We start from the raw sequence: 17,671 nt of genomic DNA, 5'->3' as shown, positions 1-17,671 counted from the left end.
ATGTGCAGGCCCCGTTGTTATTTAGCGTTGTGTATCGCGTTACTTGGCCGCGTGGCCGTGTTGGCGATGTTTGGTGACGAAACCCAGTAGGATACACATCACGAAGACCACGAAGTAGAGGCCATTAGCGGTCGCCAGCGCCGCATGGGCGCCACTGTGGGCGACGATCGGGCCGGTGACCACGAAGGTCAGCATGGTGCCGATGGTGCCGCAAGTCAGGATAAAGTTCACCAGCTTCGGAGAAGAGACCTTAGTCTGTTGTGAGCCGAGGGTGATCAGCGTGGTGTAGATGGCGCTGCTGACGAAGCCCAGTCCCAGGATATACATGCTCAGTAGGGCGCCTTGCTGGCTGCTGACGAACATGTACATCATGAAGGTCGAGAGCGCTGCCAGTACCGTGACGATGCGTTGCAGATCGAAGAAACGCAGTACGACGCTGAAGAACCACATGCCGACCATGTAGGCGGTCCAGAAGTTACTGACCAGGCCACCGGTTTCCTCAATGCTCATACCGAAACGCTTAGCGGCGTACTCCGGTACCCACTGAATGAAACCGAGCTGACCGAGGATGTAGCACAGGGCGGCGATGGAGAGGAATAGTACGCCGATCCCCCACTTCTCTTTGCTGACCGGGGCATCGGCATTGTGGTCCTGTTTGCCCAGTTGCGGGAAGTCGGAACAGAGCGTCAGGATAAAGATGGCCAGATATAGTACGCCGATGCAGGCATAGACCCAATACCAGGTGACATGTTGCGCCAATAAGGTGGCGGCAATGATCGGGAACACCATCCCGGCCATGCTGAAGAAAGAGTCGGTAAACAGCAGGCGTGAGCCACGCTGACGGCCAGTATAGATATGGGTGATCAGGAAGGTCCCGATGGACATGGTGATCCCACTGACAACCCCCAGCACAAACATGCAGGCGGAGAAGACTGCCAGGTTATGGCCGACCATCAGACCGGCGATAGCCAAGATCATTAGGATGAAGCCGAAGATCAGCTGACGTTTGAGGGCAATGATTTCCATCAGCCAAGCGTTAAGGAAAATAGAAACCAAAATCCCGGTATTGAGGAATGTAAAAGTATTACTCATGCTGGAGATCGGCAGATTGAAATACTCTGCGATATTTCCCATCACCATCCCGGTGACAATCACCAATGCGCCGGTAAGCGCATAGGAGAAAAAACTGATCCATGTTAGGCGAATGCGGTTACTGTCGGTCATAGCAAGGCCTATCTCAGTATAGAAAGAGAAATGTGAATTACTCGTGTGTTGATCGGACAAGAAGGGTCGATTTCACGAAGCGGGCGAATCCTAACATAGCTACAGCTGTTTTTTGTGATATGAATCGATTTTTCTTTGCAAAGAAAAGGTTTGTTACTTAAAAAATGAGATGTTATCGGGGGTGGGGCGTCAACCGCACGACGTGTGTGCTCATCGGACGGAAATTCGGACAGCGGTGACTTGTTCCGTGGATGAATTCGGGTAGTGTGGGACTGGTGGGCGATTACGCTAGCCATGGCGATTGTCAGGTAAATCTGAGTAAATGGGTGGCTATCGCCTCATGGGCTATTTAGAATCATTACGCTATTCTGTTGTTTTTATGCTTTTGACAAAGCCGGTCAGATAAAGGAAGTTTTCATGTTCAAAAGAATCGTCATTACCCTGGTTACCCTATTCTCGCTGGCCGCGACGGCCCCTGCCGCGCTGGCGGCGAATACGCGCGTCATGCTGACAACCAGTGCCGGTAACATCGAACTGGAGCTGTATAATCAGAAGGCGCCAGTGACGGTCGATAATTTCCTCGGTTACGTCAACAGCGGGTTCTATAACGGGACGATCTTTCATCGTGTGATCCCCGGTTTTATGATCCAGGGCGGGGGATTTACTTCTGCGATGCAGCAGAAGACCACGCAAGCGCCGATCAAGAATGAGGCGGATAACGGCTTGCGTAACCTGCGCGGAACCATCGCCATGGCGCGTACCGCCGAGAAGGACAGTGCAACCAGCCAGTTTTTCATCAATGTAGCCGATAACGCCTTCCTCGACCATGGCCAACGCGACTTTGGTTATGCAGTATTCGGCAAGGTGATCAAAGGGATGGATATCGTCGACAAGATTTCGCAGGTGCGTACCGAAAACGTTGGGCCGTACCAAAATGTTCCGGTAAAACCGATTGTGATCACCTCGGCGACGCTGATCAAGTGAGCTGCCGCGTACCTAGAACGTCGTACCTAGAATAATGCTACGGGCGCCAGATGGCGCCTGTAGCATTATTGCTGTAGGAAGTTTTGTAGCAAAGTATGCCCTTGCTCGCTGAGAATGCTTTCCGGATGGAACTGTACCCCTTCCAGTGCCAATGTGGTATGGCGGATCCCCATGATCTCATCGCGCTGACCATCACGCTCGCTCCAGGCCGTCACCGCCAGGCAAGGCGGTAGGCTCTCCCAGTCCAAGATCAGTGAATGATAGCGCGTCACCGTCAGCGGATTGTTCAAGCTGTGGAAGATGCCTTGATGGTTGTGGCGGATGGCGCTGGTTTTACCGTGCATTACCTGACGTGCTCGGATCACCCGTGCACCGAAGACTTGTCCCAGTGCCTGGTGTCCTAGGCAGACTCCCAATATCGGTATGCGCCCTGCGAGATGGCGAATGGCGGCCAGCGAGATGCCCGCCTCATCCGGGGTCCCCGGGCCGGGTGAGATCACCACATGCGACGGCGCCAACGCATCGATTTGCGCCAGCGTTAGTTCATCGTTGCGTTTTACCAAGACCTCGGCATCGAGTTGGCAAAAGTATTGGTACAGGTTGTAGGTAAAAGAGTCGTAGTTGTCGATCAGCAGTAGCATGGCGCAGTACGGGATTAACCAGAAAAGGAGATGATAAAGCATACGCGAGGGAAATTCAGCCCGACACGCCGCCCGCTATCGTTCAGCGAGAATTCAATTGACAGTATGTGATTTATTATGCGTATATCATGCATACAAAGTCATTTTGTTTGGGTGCGACGCGTGCGGGAGGTGGGGAAATGGCGCAACAGGAACAGGTGGAACGGGCTGACTTCGAGCGGACGATGTTACCGGTTTATGCACCGGCGGACTTTATTCCGGTGCGTGGTTTGGGGAGTCGGGTATGGGATCAGCAAGGGCGCGATTACATCGACTTTGCTGGCGGGATCGCGGTAACGGCCTTGGGACATTGCCATCCGGCGTTGGTGGCCGCCTTACAAGAGCAGGGAGGCCGTTTATGGCATACCAGCAATGTCTTCACCAACGAACCAGCGTTGCGTCTGGCGCACAAGCTGATCTCGGCCACCTTTGCCGAACGGGTGTTCTTCGCTAATTCTGGTGCTGAGGCCAATGAGGCGGCGTTGAAGTTGGCCCGTCACCATGCGGCGACACGTATCAGCCCTTATAAGAGTCAGATCATCGCCTTCAACCAAGGCTTCCATGGCCGTACGCTATTTACTGTCTCCGTTGGGGGGCAGGCCAAATACTCCGATGGTTTTGGGCCGAAGCCGGCGGACATTGTCCATGTCCCTTTCAACGATTTGGCGGCGGTCGAGGCCCTGATCGGTGCACAGACCTGTGCGGTGATAGTCGAGCCGATCCAGGGAGAGGGGGGGGTACTGCCGGCCACGGTAGATTTTCTGCGTGGCTTACGCACATTGTGCGATCACCATCAGGCCTTATTGATTTTTGATGAGGTGCAAAGTGGTATGGGGCGTACTGGCGCGCTCTTTAGCTACATGCACTACGGCGTCACGCCGGATATTCTGACTTGTGCTAAGGCATTGGGCGGCGGTTTTCCCATTAGCGCCATGTTGACCCGTGAGACGATCGCCTCGGCGATGAGCGTCGGCAGCCACGGTACGACCTATGGCGGCAATCCATTAGCCTGCGCTGTGGCTGAGGCTGCGTTTGACCTCATTAGCCAGCCGGAGGTATTGGCCGGCGTGGCGCAGCGTCATCAGAGGTTTGAGCATCATCTTGACGCATTGAATCAGCGCTATGGCGTGTTTAGCGAGATCCGTGGTCAGGGATTATTGCTGGGAGCCGCACTGGCGCCAGCCTATCAGGGACGCGCCAGGGATATATTACAGGCAGCGACGCAGCAAGGGGTGATGTTGCTGAATGCTGGGCCGGATACCCTGCGTTTTACCCCTTCGTTGGTGATCCCTGAGGCGGAGATCGATGAAGGAATGGCCCGCCTCAGGCGGGCGTTGGATATGTTGGTGCATGCGACCGCCTGATGGCCGATGGCTGCCGTGTGGTTATGGCGTGTCGTTAAATGTGCGGGTCATCTCTTCCAACTGCTCCTGCGCGTCGAGCCAGCATAGTTCGGCTTCCTCTAAGCCGACCTTAGCCTGGCTTTGTTGTTGTAGGATCTGGTTTAGCTCCGCCTTGCGCGCGGGATCGTACAGTGCACTGTCGGACAGGCGCTCCTCTAGCTCATTCAGTTGGGCACCGAGCGTCTCCATCCGTTTCTCTTGGGCGGCGATCTGCTTGCGCAATGGTTGCGTCAGATTGCGGAACTCGGCTTCGCGTCGCTTCTGATCTTTCCGTGCCTGAGCACTATTGGTCGCTTGCCCCCCCTCCTGCTCTGCCGTCGAACTCTGGTTTTCTTGTCGCTGCCAGTCACTCAACCATTGCTGGTAATCCTCGAGATCGCCGGCGAAGGGTTCAACCTGACCATCGTGCACCAGATAGAGATCGTCGGTCGTCGAACGGAGCAGATGGCGATCGTGCGAGACCACCACTAACGCGCCCTCGAAATCGATTAAGGCTTCGGTCAGCGCCTGACGCATATCCAGATCCAGATGGTTAGTTGGTTCGTCGAGCAGCAGTAGGTTGGGGCGCTGCCAGACGATCAGTGCCAGCACCAGGCGCGCCTTCTCGCCACCGGAGAAGCGCTGCGTCGCTTCCCCGACCTTATCACCGTTGAAGCCGAAGCCGCCCAGATAATCGCGTAATTGTTGCTCGCTCTCCTGGGGAGCCAGGCGGGCTAGATGTTGTAGCGGGGATTCATCGGCGCGCAGGTATTCCAACTGATGTTGGGCGAAGTAACCGAGGCGTACGCCTTTCGCCAGCCCGACCTCACCATGCTGCGGCGTTAGCTCGCCGGCCAGTAGCTTGATCAACGTCGATTTACCGGCGCCGTTGCGCCCTAGCAGACCGATGCGTGATCCGGGTACCAGATTGAGTTTGATCGAGGCGAGCACGGTGTGTTCACCGTATCCTGCGCTAACCTGCTCCATCCGTAACAGTGGCGTCGGTAGGCTCTCCGGTGGACGGAAGCTGAAATGGAAGGGGTTGTCGACATGGGCTGGCGCGATGCGCTCCATCCGCTCTAGCATCTTGACCCGGCTCTGTGCCTGTTTAGCTTTGCTGGCCTTCGCCTTAAAGCGGTCGATATAACTCTGTAGATGGGCGATGCGCTGTTGTTGACTTTGATACATCGCCTGCTGCTGGGCCAGTTTGCTAGCGCGCTGTAATTCGAAAGAGGAATAGTTACCGCTATACTCAAAGAGTTGCTGTTGTTCGATGTGGATAATTTTGTCCACGATCGGGTCGAGGAAATCGCGGTCATGAGAGATGAGGATCAGCGTCCCAGGGTAGCTTTTCAGCCAGCGCTCTAGCCAGATCACCGCATCCAGATCCAGGTGGTTGGTCGGTTCATCCAGTAGCAATAGATCGGAGCGGCACAACAGGGCTTGCGCCAGATTAAGGCGCATGCGCCAGCCGCCGGAGAAGGATTTAACCGGTTGGAGTAGTTGTTCCTGGCTGAAGCCGAGGCCATGCAACAGGCTGGCGGCGCGGGCGCGAATGGTCCAAGCAGCAATGGCGTCCAGCTTGCCGTGGATCAGGGCGATGGCGTTGCCATCGTTGCGTTGGTTGGCCTCCTCCAACTGGCGCTCCAATTGGCGAAATTCGCGATCGCCATCGAGGACATACTCTAGTGCGGGTGTTTCCAGCGCAGGTGTCTCTTGGTTAACCCAGGCCATCGCCCAGTTTGCCGGGAGATTGGCGCTGCCGCTATCGGCGCTCAGCTCCTGTTTTAATAGTGCCAGTAGCGTTGATTTCCCACAGCCATTCTTTCCGACCAGGCCCACCTTCTGGCCGGGATTGATCGTTGCCGAGGCGTTATCCAGCAGCACGCGCGTGCCGCGACGAATTTGGAGCGATGAGAAAACAATCATAAAGCGTCGTCTATTGAGTCTGTGTTAAATTGGCGTTGTGGCGACGTAAATAACGCGGCGAGCTAACGGCGGCGTGCGGCGCTATTCTGTCTTTCTGGGTCGCATGGTAGCCGAAAAGTGCGGCAATGACGACGCCCTGAGATAGTGAGGAGAATGAACCATGTCGCAGCCGCCGAAGGTATTACTGATTTATGCCCATCCCGAATCGCCTTCTTCCATGGCCAATCAAGTGTTGTTACAGGCGGCCCAGCCGTTGGAAAACGTGACCATACACGATCTGTACGCTCAGTATCCGGACTTCTTTATCGATATTTATCATGAGCAAAGTTTGCTGCGTGAGCATCAGGTGATCGTGTTTCAGCACCCTTTATATAATTACAGTTGTCCGGCCTTGCTGAAGGAGTGGCTGGATCGGGTATTGGCGCGCGGTTTCGCGAGTGGGGTGGGGGGATACGCCCTACGCGATAAATATTGGCGTTCGGTGGTGACCACCGGCGAACCGGAGGGCGCTTACCAGTTGACTGGCTATAACCATTACACCATGAGTGAAGTGCTACGTCCGTTTGAACTGACGGCGTTGCGTTGCCATATGCGCTGGCTGGCGCCGCTGACGATCTATTGGGCCCGACGCCAGAAAATGGCGGTGTTGCATGCCCAGGCGCAAGCGTATGCCGACTGGTTGGCGGCACCATTACCCACAGGAGAGCACCATGCAGTCTGATCCCTCTTTGCTGCCAGCGGTGGTGTTGTTTCTGTTTGCCGCCGTGTTGGCGGTGCCGATCGCACGCCGTCTTGGCATTGGTGCGGTGCTCGGCTTCCTGATCGCCGGTATCGTCATCGGTCCGTGGGGGATCGGTCTGATCCGCGATGTCGAGGAGATCCTGCACTTCTCGGAGATGGGGGTGGTCTTCCTGTTATTCATCATCGGACTGGAGTTGAATCCCGGCAAACTCTGGCGCTTGCGGCGCCTGATCTTTGGCACCGGGACCGCCCAGTTACTGTTGAGTGCATCGCTACTCGGTGCTGTGCTAATGGCCAGCGGTTTCGCTTGGCAGGCAGCGGTCATCGGCGGTATCGGTCTGGCGATGTCGTCGACGGCAATGGCGCTCCAACTGATGCGTGAAAAGGGGATGAACCGTAACCCGGGGGGACGTCTTGGTTTCGCCGTGCTGCTGTTCCAGGATATCGCGGTGGTGCCGGCGTTGGCGCTGATGCCCATCCTGGCCGGGGGGGGGATCAGGCGATCAACTGGGGGCATATCGCGCTGAAGATTGGGGCGCTGGCGGGCATATGGATCGGCGGCCGCTTGCTGTTGCGCCCGCTGTTTCACTATATCGCCGCCACCGGGGTTCGGGAGATTTTTACCGCCGCCGCCCTGCTAGTGGTGTTGGGGGCGGCGCTGCTGATGGACGCCCTGGGTTTTTCCATGGCGTTGGGCACCTTTATCGCTGGGGTGTTACTCGCGGAGAGTGAGTTCCAGCATGAGCTGGAGATCGCTATCGAGCCGTTCAAAGGGCTATTGCTGGGGTTGTTCTTTATGTCGGTTGGCATGGCGCTCAATCTGGGGGTGCTGTACGCCTACTGGCTGCCGATCCTGCTGGCGGTAGCGGGGTTGGTGTTGATAAAGAGCATCGTGTTGTATCTGCTCGCCTGGCTGTCGGGGGTGCGCAGTGTGGTCCGTCTCCAGTTTGCGGCGGTGTTGAGCCAAGGGGGCGAGTTCGCCTTCGTGCTATTTTCTGCCGCTGCGGCACAACGGGTGTTGAGTACAGAGCAGAGCGCCTTGCTGCTGGTGGTGGTGACGTTGTCGATGATGACCACCCCGCCGTTGATGCAACTGCTCGATCGCGCGTTGGCGCAGCGCTTGAATCCATCGGAAGAGAGTGTGGAGGCGCCGTATGTGGCCGATGATGAACCGCAGGTAATTCTGGTCGGTTTTGGCCGTTTCGGCCAGGTGATTGGGCGCCTGTTGATGGCCAACCAGACCCGGGTCACCGTGCTGGAGCGTGATGTCAGCGTGGTCAGTATGATGCGCCGCTACGGCTACAAAGTGTATTACGGGGATGCCACCCAGTTGGACTTGTTACAGGCGGCGGGGGCCCCCCGGGCGGAAGCTATCGTCATCACCTGCAATGAACCGGAGGAGACCATGGCGGTGGTGCATCTTTGTCAACAGCACTTTCCACATCTTCGCATCTTGGCGCGGGCGCGGGGGCGGGTCGAGGCACATGAGTTGTTACAGGCCGGCGTGACCCAGTTTACGCGTGAGACCTTCTCCAGCGCGTTAGAGTTAGGGCGCAAGACGTTGATCGAGACCGGGATGCATCCTCATCAAGCCTATCGTGCCCAGCAACATTTCCGCCGTTTAGATATGCGCATGCTGCGCGAATTGATGCCACACCGTCAAGGGGACGTGGCACAGATCTCCCGCATCCGTGAGGCGCGGCGTGAGTTAGAGGAGATTTTCCAGCGTGAGATGCAGCATGAGCAGCATCAAATGAATGAGTGGGATGAGGAGTGGAAGGAGGAACAATGAAGCGACGTTTTATTGCCGGGGCGCGTTGTCCGGTCTGCCAGACCATGGATAGCTTAGCGCTATGGCGTGATGCGCAAGGCGAACAGGTGCAGTGCGTGCGTTGCGGTCAGCGACTGGCTTCACCGACCTCATCGTCGGAGGCGACGCCGGCATTGGCGCGGCTGATTGGTCGTTTTAAGCCTTAAGGTGGAAAACGGGTGCGATGGCGCAGCTTTTTTCATCCCGAACAGTACAGTAGCGCGAAATTCCGCTACAATCCGCACGGATTACGTTTCAAACGCTAGGAGATATCATGAAAGTAGCTAAAGACCTGGTGGTCAGTCTGGCCTATCAGGTGCGTACGGAAGACGGGGTATTGGTTGATGAGTCTCCGGTGTCTGCACCGCTGGACTACCTGCACGGCCATGGCTCTCTGATTGCCGGTCTGGAGAAAGCGTTGGAAGGGCACGATATCGGTGACCGTTTCGACGTGCATGTCCCGGCCAACGATGCCTATGGTCAGTACGATGACAACCTGGTACAGCGCGTACCGAAGGATGTCTTTATGGGTGTCGATGAGCTACAGGTCGGCATGCGTTTCCTGGCGGAAACCGATCAGGGTCCGGTACCGGTTGAAATCACTGAAGTGGGTGATGACTACGTTGTGGTTGACGGTAACCATATGCTGGCGGGTCAGAACTTGAACTTCAACGTCGAGGTCGTTGCCATCCGTGAAGCAACCGCAGAAGAGCTGGAACACGGTCATGTGCACGGCGCGCACGATCACCAACATGGCGAAGGCTGCTGCGGCGGTCATGGCCACGGTGAAGGCGAGTGCTGTGGCGGTCATGGTCATAGCCACGGTGACGGTGAATGTTGCGGCGGTCACGGTCATGAGCATGATCACGCCGAGGGTGAATGCTGCGGTGGTCAGGGTAAAGGCAAAGGCCACGGCGGTTGCGGTTGCCACTGAGTTTGCGTGCGCAATGCGTAAAAAAAGCGGTCATCTGACCGCTTTTTTTATTGGCGCGTCGCCCTGTGATCAGTAGTGGGGCGGGGGTGTCTCTTCGGAGGGATGCGCCATCTGCGAGGGCTGAACAGCACGAAACTTATCGATCAGGAGACGCATCTGTTCGCGATATTTCCCCATCTCTCGCTGTAGATCGATCACCGTCTGGTTGAGATCCTCAATGGTGATCTCCTGGAAGGCGATCCGGCTTTCCAGCTGTTCCAGACGGGCCTCCAGTTCGCTCAGGCCATGGGACGATGATTCCATAAGAAATTCCTCTATTTTTAGATTATTGCATTGGCGATATTTCTTTATTACAGCGGATGGCGAGGCTATCCGTTGGCTATGGTAGCGTGAATTGGCATGTGCTGCGTAGTCGTTAGCGTTGAAGAATCGCCTCGGGAAACTTTTTTACGCAATCCTGGTCTGAATTTACATTGTTTACTCGCTTATCGATTGTTTTCTGGTAAGCGTGGCGACTATAGTAACTCGGGTCATATCCCTAACTGTGCTCATCGTGATTTAAGGCAGGTGCCTTAATTTTGGAGAAATGGATGAAATCTTTTTTTAAAGTTACCGCGCTAGCCACGACGATGGCTCTGGCGCTGAATGCCTCGGTGTTTGCAGCGGACGCAGCCAAGGTTGATACGGCCGCTTCGGCTGCCGCCGCCAGCAGCAAGTTCAAAAATGACGATCAGCAGGCGGCCTACGCACTGGGGGCCTCTCTGGGGCGTTATATGGACAATTCTCTGAAAGAGCAGGAGAAACTGGGGATTAAGCTCGATAAAGATCAGCTGATTGCCGGGGTCCAGGATGCCTTCGCGGGTAAGAGCAAGCTGAGCGATCAAGAGATCGAGCAAACGCTGCAATCCTTCGAGAATCGTGTGAAGAGTGCCGCTCAGGCGAAGATGGAGCAAGAAGTGAAAGAAAATGCCGAAGCGGGGCAGAAGTTCCGCGCCGCGTTTGCTAAAGAGAAGGGCGTGAAGACTACGGCCAGCGGTCTGATGTATCTGGTCGAGAAAGAGGGGTCAGGCCCGACACCGACGGATAGCGATACCGTGGTGGTGAACTATAAAGGTTCGCTGATCAACGGTACCGAGTTCGATAACTCCTATACGCGCGGCGAGCCGCTTTCCTTCCGTCTGGACGGGGTGATCCCGGGATGGACCGAAGGTTTGAAGCACATCAAGAAAGGCGGCAAGATCAAGCTGGTTATCCCGCCGGATCTGGCCTACGGTAAGACTGGTGTTCCGGGGATCCCGGCTAACTCTACGCTGGTCTTCCAAGTCGAGTTGCTGGATGTGAAGCCAGCTGCGAAGGCGGATGCCGCACCGAGCGCCTCCGAGAAAGCCGCTACCGCTAACGAAAAAAGCGCAAAATAAGTCGTTTTTTCGGTATCCCTACCCCCTGATAGCCCCGCTCTCAGGGGGTTTTTATTATGCATTTCTAGTGGAACGGGTGAAAAAGACATTTACCTTGGTGTCATCAAGGATTTAAATAGATGGAGTTTGCTAATATTTTTTAAGAATTACTATATTTTTCTGGACCAGTCAGGGATGGGCGAGTCTGGTTCGAGGAGGGGAGTGGTTAATGTCAAATACGCTTGTTACGGCTGATATCAGTGAGCTAGATCTATTAGATGAACGCCCCTTTACCCCGTTGGATCAGGCGATCCTGAAATCGTATGAGGCGGTGGTGGATGGCTTGGCCATGTTGATCGGGCCGCACTGCGAGATCGTCCTGCATTCACTGGAGGATCTGAAATGCTCGGCGGTGCGCATTGCCAATGGTGAGCATACGGGACGTAAGATCGGTTCTCCGATTACCGATCTGGCACTGCGTATGTTGCACGATATGGCCGGTGAAGACAGCAGCGTCTCCCGAGCCTATTTTACCCGCGCTAAGAGTGGCGATCTGATGAAGTCAGTCACCATCGCTATCCGCAATCGCGAGCAGCGGGTGATCGGTCTGTTGTGTATCAATATGAATCTGGATGTGCCTTTCTCTCAGATCATGGAGACCTTTATTCCGAAAGCGACGCAGGAGGTCTCTTCGGCGGTGAACTTTGCCTCCTCGGTGGATGAGCTGGTGGCGCAGACGCTGGAGTACACCATCGAAGAGGTCAACGCCGATCGAACGGTATCGAATAATGCGAAAAATCGCCAGATCGTGTTTAACCTACATGAGAAGGGGATTTTCGACATTAAGGATGCCATCAATCAGGTTGCAGAGCGTTTGAATATTTCGAAACATACGGTCTATCTTTATATTCGCCAGTTTAAGAGCGGCGACGTACAGGGTAACTAAGTCATGTTGCGTTATTCTCTGGTGGTGAGTGGCGCGCCCTATGGCACCCAAGCGGCCAGCAGTGCCTATCGGTTTGCCGCTGCGCTGTTGGCAGCGGGCCATACGTTGGATAGCGTTTTCTTCTATCGCGAAGGTGTATTGAACGCCAATCAGCTGACGCGGCCGGCGGCCGATGAGTTTGATCTGGTACGGGCCTGGCAAGCCTTGGCGCAACAGCATGGCGTCACCCTCAATGTCTGCGTCGCGGCGGCTTTGCGTCGTGGCGTGTTGGCAGATGATGAGGCGGCACAGTTGGGATTGGCGGCGGGTAATTTGCAGCCCGGTTTCTCGCTGAGTGGTCTTGGTGCGTTGGCTGAAGCGATGTTGACCTGCGACCGCATCATGCAGTTTTAGGAGACCTGAGCAACAAGATGAAGAAAAGGTTAGCCTTTGTTTTTACCCAGGCACCTCATACGACGAGTGCTGGCCGCGAAGGGTTGGATGCCTTATTGGCCGCATCGGCTTTCAGCGAGGATATCGCGGTGTTTTTCATCGGTGATGGGATATTCCAGTTACTGCCGGATCAGCGCCCCGACGCGATCTTAGCCCGTGACTATATCGCTACTTTCGGCGTGATGGCTCTCTATGATATTGAGCGGATTTATTTGTGTGCCGAGTCATTGGCGCAGCGCGGGTTGGCGGCATCGATTCCATGGGTCGTTCCCGTCGAAGTTGTAACGACGGATGCCCTGCGCACCCATCTCGATTCGTGCGATACGGTTCTGACCTTTTAACCTGGGAGATGAAGCTATGTTACATACCCTGAGCCGTTCTCCGCAGGGCGGGGCCGATCTGGCGACACTGAGTGCGTTGGTGCGCCCTGGCGATGCCTTGGTCTTATTGCAGGATGGCGTCCTGTGCGCGCTTGATGGCACGGCGGCATTGGCCACCTTACGCGCCATGCCGCTGACGCTGCACCTGTTGCAGGCTGACGTCCAAGCGCGCGGGTTGACGGCGTACGTGGCGCCGGAGTGTGTGTTGATCGATGATATACAGTTTGTGGCCTTGAGCGCTGCGCATGCTCGCCAGATGGCATGGTAAGCCCACGTTATCCCGCCCGCCGATAGCGAATATCTTGTATATTTCTTGACACCCTCCCGCCTCAGCCATAAAATTCTGCGTCCCCATATTTTGCCATTGGTCTATCCAGTGAGCAGTATGGGGCGATTTATTACGTGTTTACGAAAAGCAAAAACCAGGAGCTTTTAATGGCAACTATCAACCAGCTGGTTCGCAAGCCACGCGCTAAGAAAGTTGAGAAAAGCAACGTTCCAGCGCTGGAAGCCTGCCCGCAGAAACGTGGTGTATGTACCCGTGTATATACCACCACTCCGAAAAAACCGAACTCCGCACTGCGTAAAGTATGCCGTGTTCGTCTGACCAACGGTTTTGAAGTGACTTCCTACATCGGTGGTGAAGGTCACAACCTGCAGGAGCACTCCGTGATCCTGATCCGTGGTGGTCGTGTTAAAGACCTGCCGGGTGTGCGTTATCACACCGTGCGCGGTGCTCTTGACTGCTCCGGTGTTAAAGACCGTAAGCAGGCGCGTTCTAAGTACGGCGTTAAGCGTCCTAAGGCTTAATGGTTCTCCGTTAAGTAAGGCCAAACGTTTTAACTTTAATGTCAAAATAAACTCGTAGAGTTTTGGACAATCCTGAATTCACAACGGAGTATTTCCATGCCACGTCGTCGCGTAATTGGTCAGCGTAAAATTCTGCCGGATCCGAAGTTCGGATCAGAACTGCTGGCTAAATTTGTTAACATCCTGATGGTAGACGGTAAAAAATCTACCGCAGAATCAATCGTATACAGCGCGCTGGAGACCCTGGCTCAGCGCTCTGGCAAAACTGAACTGGAAGCTTTCGAGATCGCTCTTGAAAACGTGCGCCCGACCGTCGAAGTTAAGTCTCGTCGCGTTGGTGGTTCCACCTACCAGGTTCCGGTTGAAGTTCGTCCGGTCCGTCGTAATGCCCTGGCAATGCGTTGGATCGTAGAAGCTGCTCGTAAACGCGGTGATAAATCCATGGCTCTGCGTCTGGCGAACGAACTTTCTGACGCTGCAGAAAACAAAGGTACTGCAGTTAAGAAACGTGAAGACGTTCACCGTATGGCAGAAGCCAACAAGGCGTTCGCTCACTACCGTTGGTAATATCATCGGTATGTTAGTCACCAAGCGGGCGCTTAAGCTTAAGCCGCCCGCTTTGGGTAACTTAACTTGAACGTCCTAGGATATAGAGGAATCAAATGGCTCGTACAACACCCATTTCGCGTTACCGTAACATCGGTATCAGCGCTCACATCGACGCCGGTAAGACCACTACTACCGAACGTATCCTGTTCTACACCGGTGTAAACCATAAGATCGGTGAAGTTCATGATGGTGCTGCCACCATGGACTGGATGGAGCAGGAGCAGGAGCGTGGTATCACCATTACCTCCGCTGCGACCACCGCTTTCTGGTCTGGCATGGCCAAACAGTTCGAACCGCACCGTATCAACATCATCGACACCCCGGGGCACGTTGACTTCACCATCGAAGTAGAACGTTCCATGCGTGTGCTGGATGGTGCGGTCATGGTTTACTGCGCCGTTGGTGGTGTTCAGCCGCAGTCTGAAACCGTATGGCGTCAGGCCAACAAGTATCATGTTCCGCGCATCGCGTTCGTTAACAAAATGGACCGCATGGGTGCGAACTTCCTGAAAGTTGTTAGCCAGATCAAAACCCGTCTGGGTGCTAACCCGGTTCCGTTGCAGTTGGCAATCGGTGCGGAAGACGCATTCACCGGCGTTGTTGACCTGGTTAAAATGAAAGCCATCAACTGGAACGAAGCCGATCAGGGCGTGACCTTCACCTATGAAGACATCCCGGCTGACATGGTTGAACTGGCTAACGAATGGCACCAGTTCCTGGTTGAGTCTGCCGCTGAAGCTTCTGAAGAGCTGATGGACAAATACCTGGGCGGTGAAGCGCTGTCTGAAGAAGAGATCAAGCACGCTCTGCGTCAGCGCGTACTGAACAACGAAATCATTCTGGTTACCTGTGGCTCCGCGTTTAAGAACAAGGGCGTACAGGCAATGCTGGATGCGGTTATCGAGTACCTGCCGTCACCGACCGATGTTCCGGCGATCAAAGGTATCCTGGACGACGGTAAAGACACCCCGGCTGAGCGTCACTCCGACGACAACGAGCCGTTCGCGGCGTTGGCGTTCAAAATCGCCACCGACCCGTTTGTGGGTAACTTGACCTTCTTCCGCGTCTATTCCGGTGTGGTTAACTCTGGTGATACCGTACTGAACTCCGTGAAATCTGCACGTGAGCGTTTCGGCCGTATCGTTCAGATGCACGCCAACAAGCGTGAAGAAATTAAAGAAGTTCGCGCGGGTGACATCGCTGCGGCAATCGGTCTGAAGGACGTCACCACCGGTGATACCCTGTGCGACCAGAACGCGCCGATCATCCTGGAGCGTATGGAATTCCCTGAACCGGTAATCTCCATCGCCGTTGAGCCGAAAACCAAGGCTGACCAGGAGAAAATGGGCCTGGCTCTGGGTCGTCTGGCCAAGGAAGACCCGTCTTTCCGTGTCTGGACTGACGAAGAATCCAACCAGACGATCATCGCCGGTATGGGTGAATTGCACCTGGAAATCATCGTTGACCGTATGAAGCGTGAGTTCAACGTTGAAGCCAACGTCGGTAAACCGCAGGTTGCTTACCGTGAAACCATCCGTGAGACTGTCAAGGATGTGGAAGGTAAACACGCCAAACAGTCTGGTGGTCGCGGTCAGTACGGTCATGTCGTTATCGACATGTTCCCGCTGGAGCCGGGTGGTGAAGGCTACACCTTCACCAACGACATCAAGGGCGGCGTGATCCCGGGTGAATACATCCCGGCGGTTGACAAAGGTATCCAGGAGCAGCTGAAGTCTGGTCCGATGGCCGGTTATCCGGTAGTCGACCTGGGCGTGCGTCTGCACTTCGGTTCTTACCACGACGTTGACTCCTCTGAACTGGCGTTCAAACTGGCTGCCTCTATCGCGTTTAAAGAAGCCTTCAAACGCGCTAAGCCGGTTCTGCTTGAGCCGATCATGAAGGTTGAAGTAGAAACTCCGGAAGATTACATGGGTGACGTTATCGGTGACTTGAACCGTCGTCGCGGCATGATCGAAGGTATGGAAGATACTGCGACTGGCAAGACTGTTCGTGCGCAGGTTCCGTTGTCTGAAATGTTTGGTTATGCTACTGACCTGCGTTCTCAGACCCAGGGCCGTGCTTCATACTCCATGGAGTTCCTGAAGTATGCTGAAGCACCGACTAACGTCGCTCAGGCCGTTATTGAAGCTCGTGGCAAATAAGCCTCTGCTTTAAACATATTGATCCCGCGCCCTCTCCTCCGGTGAGGGCGCAAGATAAGGAATATAACCGTGTCTAAAGAAAAATTTGAACGTTCTAAACCGCACGTTAACGTCGGTACTATCGGCCACGTTGACCACGGTAAAACTACCCTGACCGCTGCTATCACCACCGTACTGGCTAAGACCTACGGCGGTAGCGCTCGCGCATTCGACCAGATCGATAACGCGCCGGAAGAAAAGGCTCGTGGTATCACCATCAACACCTCTCACGTTGAATACGATACCCCGACCCGTCACTACGCCCACGTAGACTGCCCGGGGCACGCCGACTACGTTAAGAACATGATCACCGGTGCGGCGCAGATGGACGGCGCTATCCTGGTTGTTGCTGCGACTGACGGCCCGATGCCGCAGACCCGTGAGCACATCCTGCTGGGTCGCCAGGTAGGCGTTCCGTACATCATCGTGTTCCTGAACAAGTGCGACATGGTTGATGACGAAGAGCTGCTGGAACTGGTTGAGATGGAAGTTCGCGAACTGCTGTCTCAGTACGATTTCCCGGGCGACGATACGCCGGTAATCCGCGGTTCTGCGCTGAAAGCGCTGGAAGGCGAAGCCGAGTGGGAAGCGAAGATCATCGAACTGGCTGAAACGCTGGACTCCTACATTCCGGAACCTGAGCGTGACATCGACAAGCCGTTCCTGCTGCCGATCGAAGACGTATTCTCAATCTCTGGTCGTGGTACCGTTGTTACCGGTCGTGTAGAGCGCGGTATCATCAAGGTAGGCGACGAAGTTGAAATCGTAGGTATCAAGCCGACCACCAAGACTACCTGTACTGGCGTTGAAATGTTCCGCAAACTGCTGGACGAAGGCCGTGCTGGTGAGAACGTAGGTGTTCTGCTGCGTGGTACCAAGCGTGACGAAATCGAACGTGGTCAGGTACTGGCTAAGCCGGGCACCATCACTCCGCACACCAAGTTCGAATCAGAAGTGTACATCCTGAGCAAGGATGAAGGCGGCCGTCATACTCCGTTCTTCAAAGGTTACCGTCCGCAGTTCTACTTCCGTACCACTGACGTGACTGGCACCATCGAACTGCCGGAAGGCGTAGAGATGGTAATGCCGGGCGACAACATCAAGATGGTTGTTACCCTGATCCACCCGATCGCCATGGACGATGGTCTGCGCTTCGCAATCCGCGAAGGCGGCCGTACCGTTGGTGCGGGCGTTGTTGCTAAAGTTATCGAA

The 17,671-nt window shown here is 55.1% G+C and carries 18 protein-coding genes and 1 pseudogene; 15 read left to right on the top strand and 4 right to left on the bottom strand.

Annotated features, from left to right (window positions below):
• Positions 1 to 39 precede the first annotated feature (39 nt).
• Positions 40 to 1,224, bottom strand: coding sequence for an MFS transporter TsgA (tsgA, locus tag EHO01S_RS03220; protein WP_024522608.1), 1,185 nt, complete (start codon positions 1,222 to 1,224; stop codon positions 40 to 42).
• A 417-nt stretch (positions 1,225 to 1,641) separates the two neighbouring features.
• On the opposite strand from tsgA, the gene ppiA reads away from it, so the two are divergent.
• Positions 1,642 to 2,208: a peptidylprolyl isomerase A gene (gene ppiA / locus EHO01S_RS03215; protein WP_024522607.1), complete on the top strand. Its 567-nt coding sequence runs from the start codon at positions 1,642 to 1,644 to the stop codon at positions 2,206 to 2,208.
• A gap of 65 nt (positions 2,209 to 2,273) precedes the next feature.
• Here the strand turns inward: ppiA and EHO01S_RS03210 are convergent, their stop codons facing one another.
• Positions 2,274 to 2,849, bottom strand: coding sequence for an aminodeoxychorismate synthase component II (locus EHO01S_RS03210; RefSeq protein WP_024522606.1), 576 nt, complete (start codon positions 2,847 to 2,849; stop codon positions 2,274 to 2,276).
• 179 nt (positions 2,850 to 3,028) lie between these two features.
• Between EHO01S_RS03210 and argD the strand changes: the two genes are divergently transcribed.
• Positions 3,029 to 4,252 (top strand): bifunctional acetylornithine/succinyldiaminopimelate transaminase, encoded by a 1,224-nt coding sequence (argD, locus tag EHO01S_RS03205; protein WP_024522605.1) that lies wholly within the window; start codon positions 3,029 to 3,031, stop codon positions 4,250 to 4,252.
• 21 nt (positions 4,253 to 4,273) lie between these two features.
• Here the strand turns inward: argD and EHO01S_RS03200 are convergent, their stop codons facing one another.
• The gene (locus EHO01S_RS03200) at positions 4,274 to 6,199 is read right to left on the bottom strand and encodes an ABC transporter ATP-binding protein (protein ID WP_024522604.1); all 1,926 of its coding nucleotides are present in this window, start codon (positions 6,197 to 6,199) and stop codon (positions 4,274 to 4,276) included.
• Between the two features lie 160 nt (positions 6,200 to 6,359).
• Here EHO01S_RS03200 and kefG point away from each other — a divergent pair, with 160 nt between their 5' ends.
• The 4 genes and pseudogenes from kefG (at position 6,360) to slyD (ending at position 9,684) form a co-directional block, all read left to right on the top strand.
• Positions 6,360 to 6,920, top strand: coding sequence for a glutathione-regulated potassium-efflux system ancillary protein KefG (gene kefG / locus EHO01S_RS03195; protein ID WP_024522603.1), 561 nt, complete (start codon positions 6,360 to 6,362; stop codon positions 6,918 to 6,920).
• Positions 6,910 to 8,732: pseudogene (gene kefB / locus EHO01S_RS17385) on the top strand (glutathione-regulated potassium-efflux system protein KefB). Before kefG ends, kefB begins: the two are co-directional and overlap by 11 nt.
• Positions 8,729 to 8,917 (top strand): YheV family putative zinc ribbon protein, encoded by a 189-nt coding sequence (locus EHO01S_RS03185; RefSeq protein WP_024522602.1) that lies wholly within the window; start codon positions 8,729 to 8,731, stop codon positions 8,915 to 8,917. The pseudogene kefB and the gene EHO01S_RS03185 overlap by 4 nt, the downstream one beginning before the upstream one ends.
• A gap of 107 nt (positions 8,918 to 9,024) precedes the next feature.
• Complete coding sequence (gene slyD, locus EHO01S_RS03180; protein ID WP_024522601.1) at positions 9,025 to 9,684, top strand: peptidylprolyl isomerase; 660 nt, start codon at positions 9,025 to 9,027, stop codon at positions 9,682 to 9,684.
• A gap of 69 nt (positions 9,685 to 9,753) precedes the next feature.
• Here slyD and EHO01S_RS03175 read toward each other — a convergent pair whose 3' ends face one another.
• The gene (locus EHO01S_RS03175) at positions 9,754 to 9,987 is read right to left on the bottom strand and encodes a protein SlyX (protein WP_024522600.1); all 234 of its coding nucleotides are present in this window, start codon (positions 9,985 to 9,987) and stop codon (positions 9,754 to 9,756) included.
• A gap of 287 nt (positions 9,988 to 10,274) precedes the next feature.
• Here EHO01S_RS03175 and fkpA point away from each other — a divergent pair, with 287 nt between their 5' ends.
• The 9 genes from fkpA to tuf all read left to right on the top strand — a co-directional run.
• Positions 10,275 to 11,102 carry an FKBP-type peptidyl-prolyl cis-trans isomerase gene (gene fkpA, locus EHO01S_RS03170; RefSeq protein WP_024522599.1) on the top strand — a complete coding sequence of 276 codons (828 nt, stop codon included), beginning with the start codon at positions 10,275 to 10,277 and terminating at the stop codon, positions 11,100 to 11,102.
• Positions 11,103 to 11,310: 208 nt separating this feature from the next.
• Positions 11,311 to 12,027: a helix-turn-helix transcriptional regulator gene (locus tag EHO01S_RS03165; RefSeq protein WP_024522598.1), complete on the top strand. Its 717-nt coding sequence runs from the start codon at positions 11,311 to 11,313 to the stop codon at positions 12,025 to 12,027.
• Positions 12,028 to 12,030: 3 nt separating this feature from the next.
• A complete protein-coding gene (tusD, locus tag EHO01S_RS03160) occupies positions 12,031 to 12,420 on the top strand; it encodes a sulfurtransferase complex subunit TusD (RefSeq protein ID WP_035370196.1) in 390 nt (129 codons plus the stop codon).
• A gap of 17 nt (positions 12,421 to 12,437) precedes the next feature.
• Positions 12,438 to 12,800, top strand: coding sequence for a sulfurtransferase complex subunit TusC (tusC, locus tag EHO01S_RS03155; protein ID WP_024522596.1), 363 nt, complete (start codon positions 12,438 to 12,440; stop codon positions 12,798 to 12,800).
• A 16-nt stretch (positions 12,801 to 12,816) separates the two neighbouring features.
• The gene (gene tusB, locus EHO01S_RS03150; protein WP_024522595.1) at positions 12,817 to 13,107 is read left to right on the top strand and encodes a sulfurtransferase complex subunit TusB; all 291 of its coding nucleotides are present in this window, start codon (positions 12,817 to 12,819) and stop codon (positions 13,105 to 13,107) included.
• Positions 13,108 to 13,274: 167 nt separating this feature from the next.
• On the top strand, positions 13,275 to 13,649 hold the full coding sequence (gene rpsL / locus EHO01S_RS03145) for a 30S ribosomal protein S12 (protein WP_005297501.1): 375 nt from the start codon (positions 13,275 to 13,277) through the stop codon (positions 13,647 to 13,649).
• Positions 13,650 to 13,745: 96 nt separating this feature from the next.
• Positions 13,746 to 14,216, top strand: coding sequence for a 30S ribosomal protein S7 (rpsG, locus tag EHO01S_RS03140; RefSeq protein ID WP_005290410.1), 471 nt, complete (start codon positions 13,746 to 13,748; stop codon positions 14,214 to 14,216).
• A 95-nt stretch (positions 14,217 to 14,311) separates the two neighbouring features.
• The gene (gene fusA / locus EHO01S_RS03135; RefSeq protein WP_024522594.1) at positions 14,312 to 16,420 is read left to right on the top strand and encodes an elongation factor G; all 2,109 of its coding nucleotides are present in this window, start codon (positions 14,312 to 14,314) and stop codon (positions 16,418 to 16,420) included.
• 69 nt (positions 16,421 to 16,489) lie between these two features.
• A partial coding sequence (gene tuf, locus EHO01S_RS03130; RefSeq protein ID WP_024522593.1) for an elongation factor Tu occupies positions 16,490 to 17,671 on the top strand: 1,182 nt, incomplete at its 3' end.

It is taken from the genome of Edwardsiella hoshinae NBRC 105699 = ATCC 33379 (assembly GCF_000474215.1).
Classification (GTDB): domain Bacteria; phylum Pseudomonadota; class Gammaproteobacteria; order Enterobacterales; family Enterobacteriaceae; genus Edwardsiella; species Edwardsiella hoshinae.
This window is presented reverse-complemented; position numbering and strand designations above follow the sequence as displayed.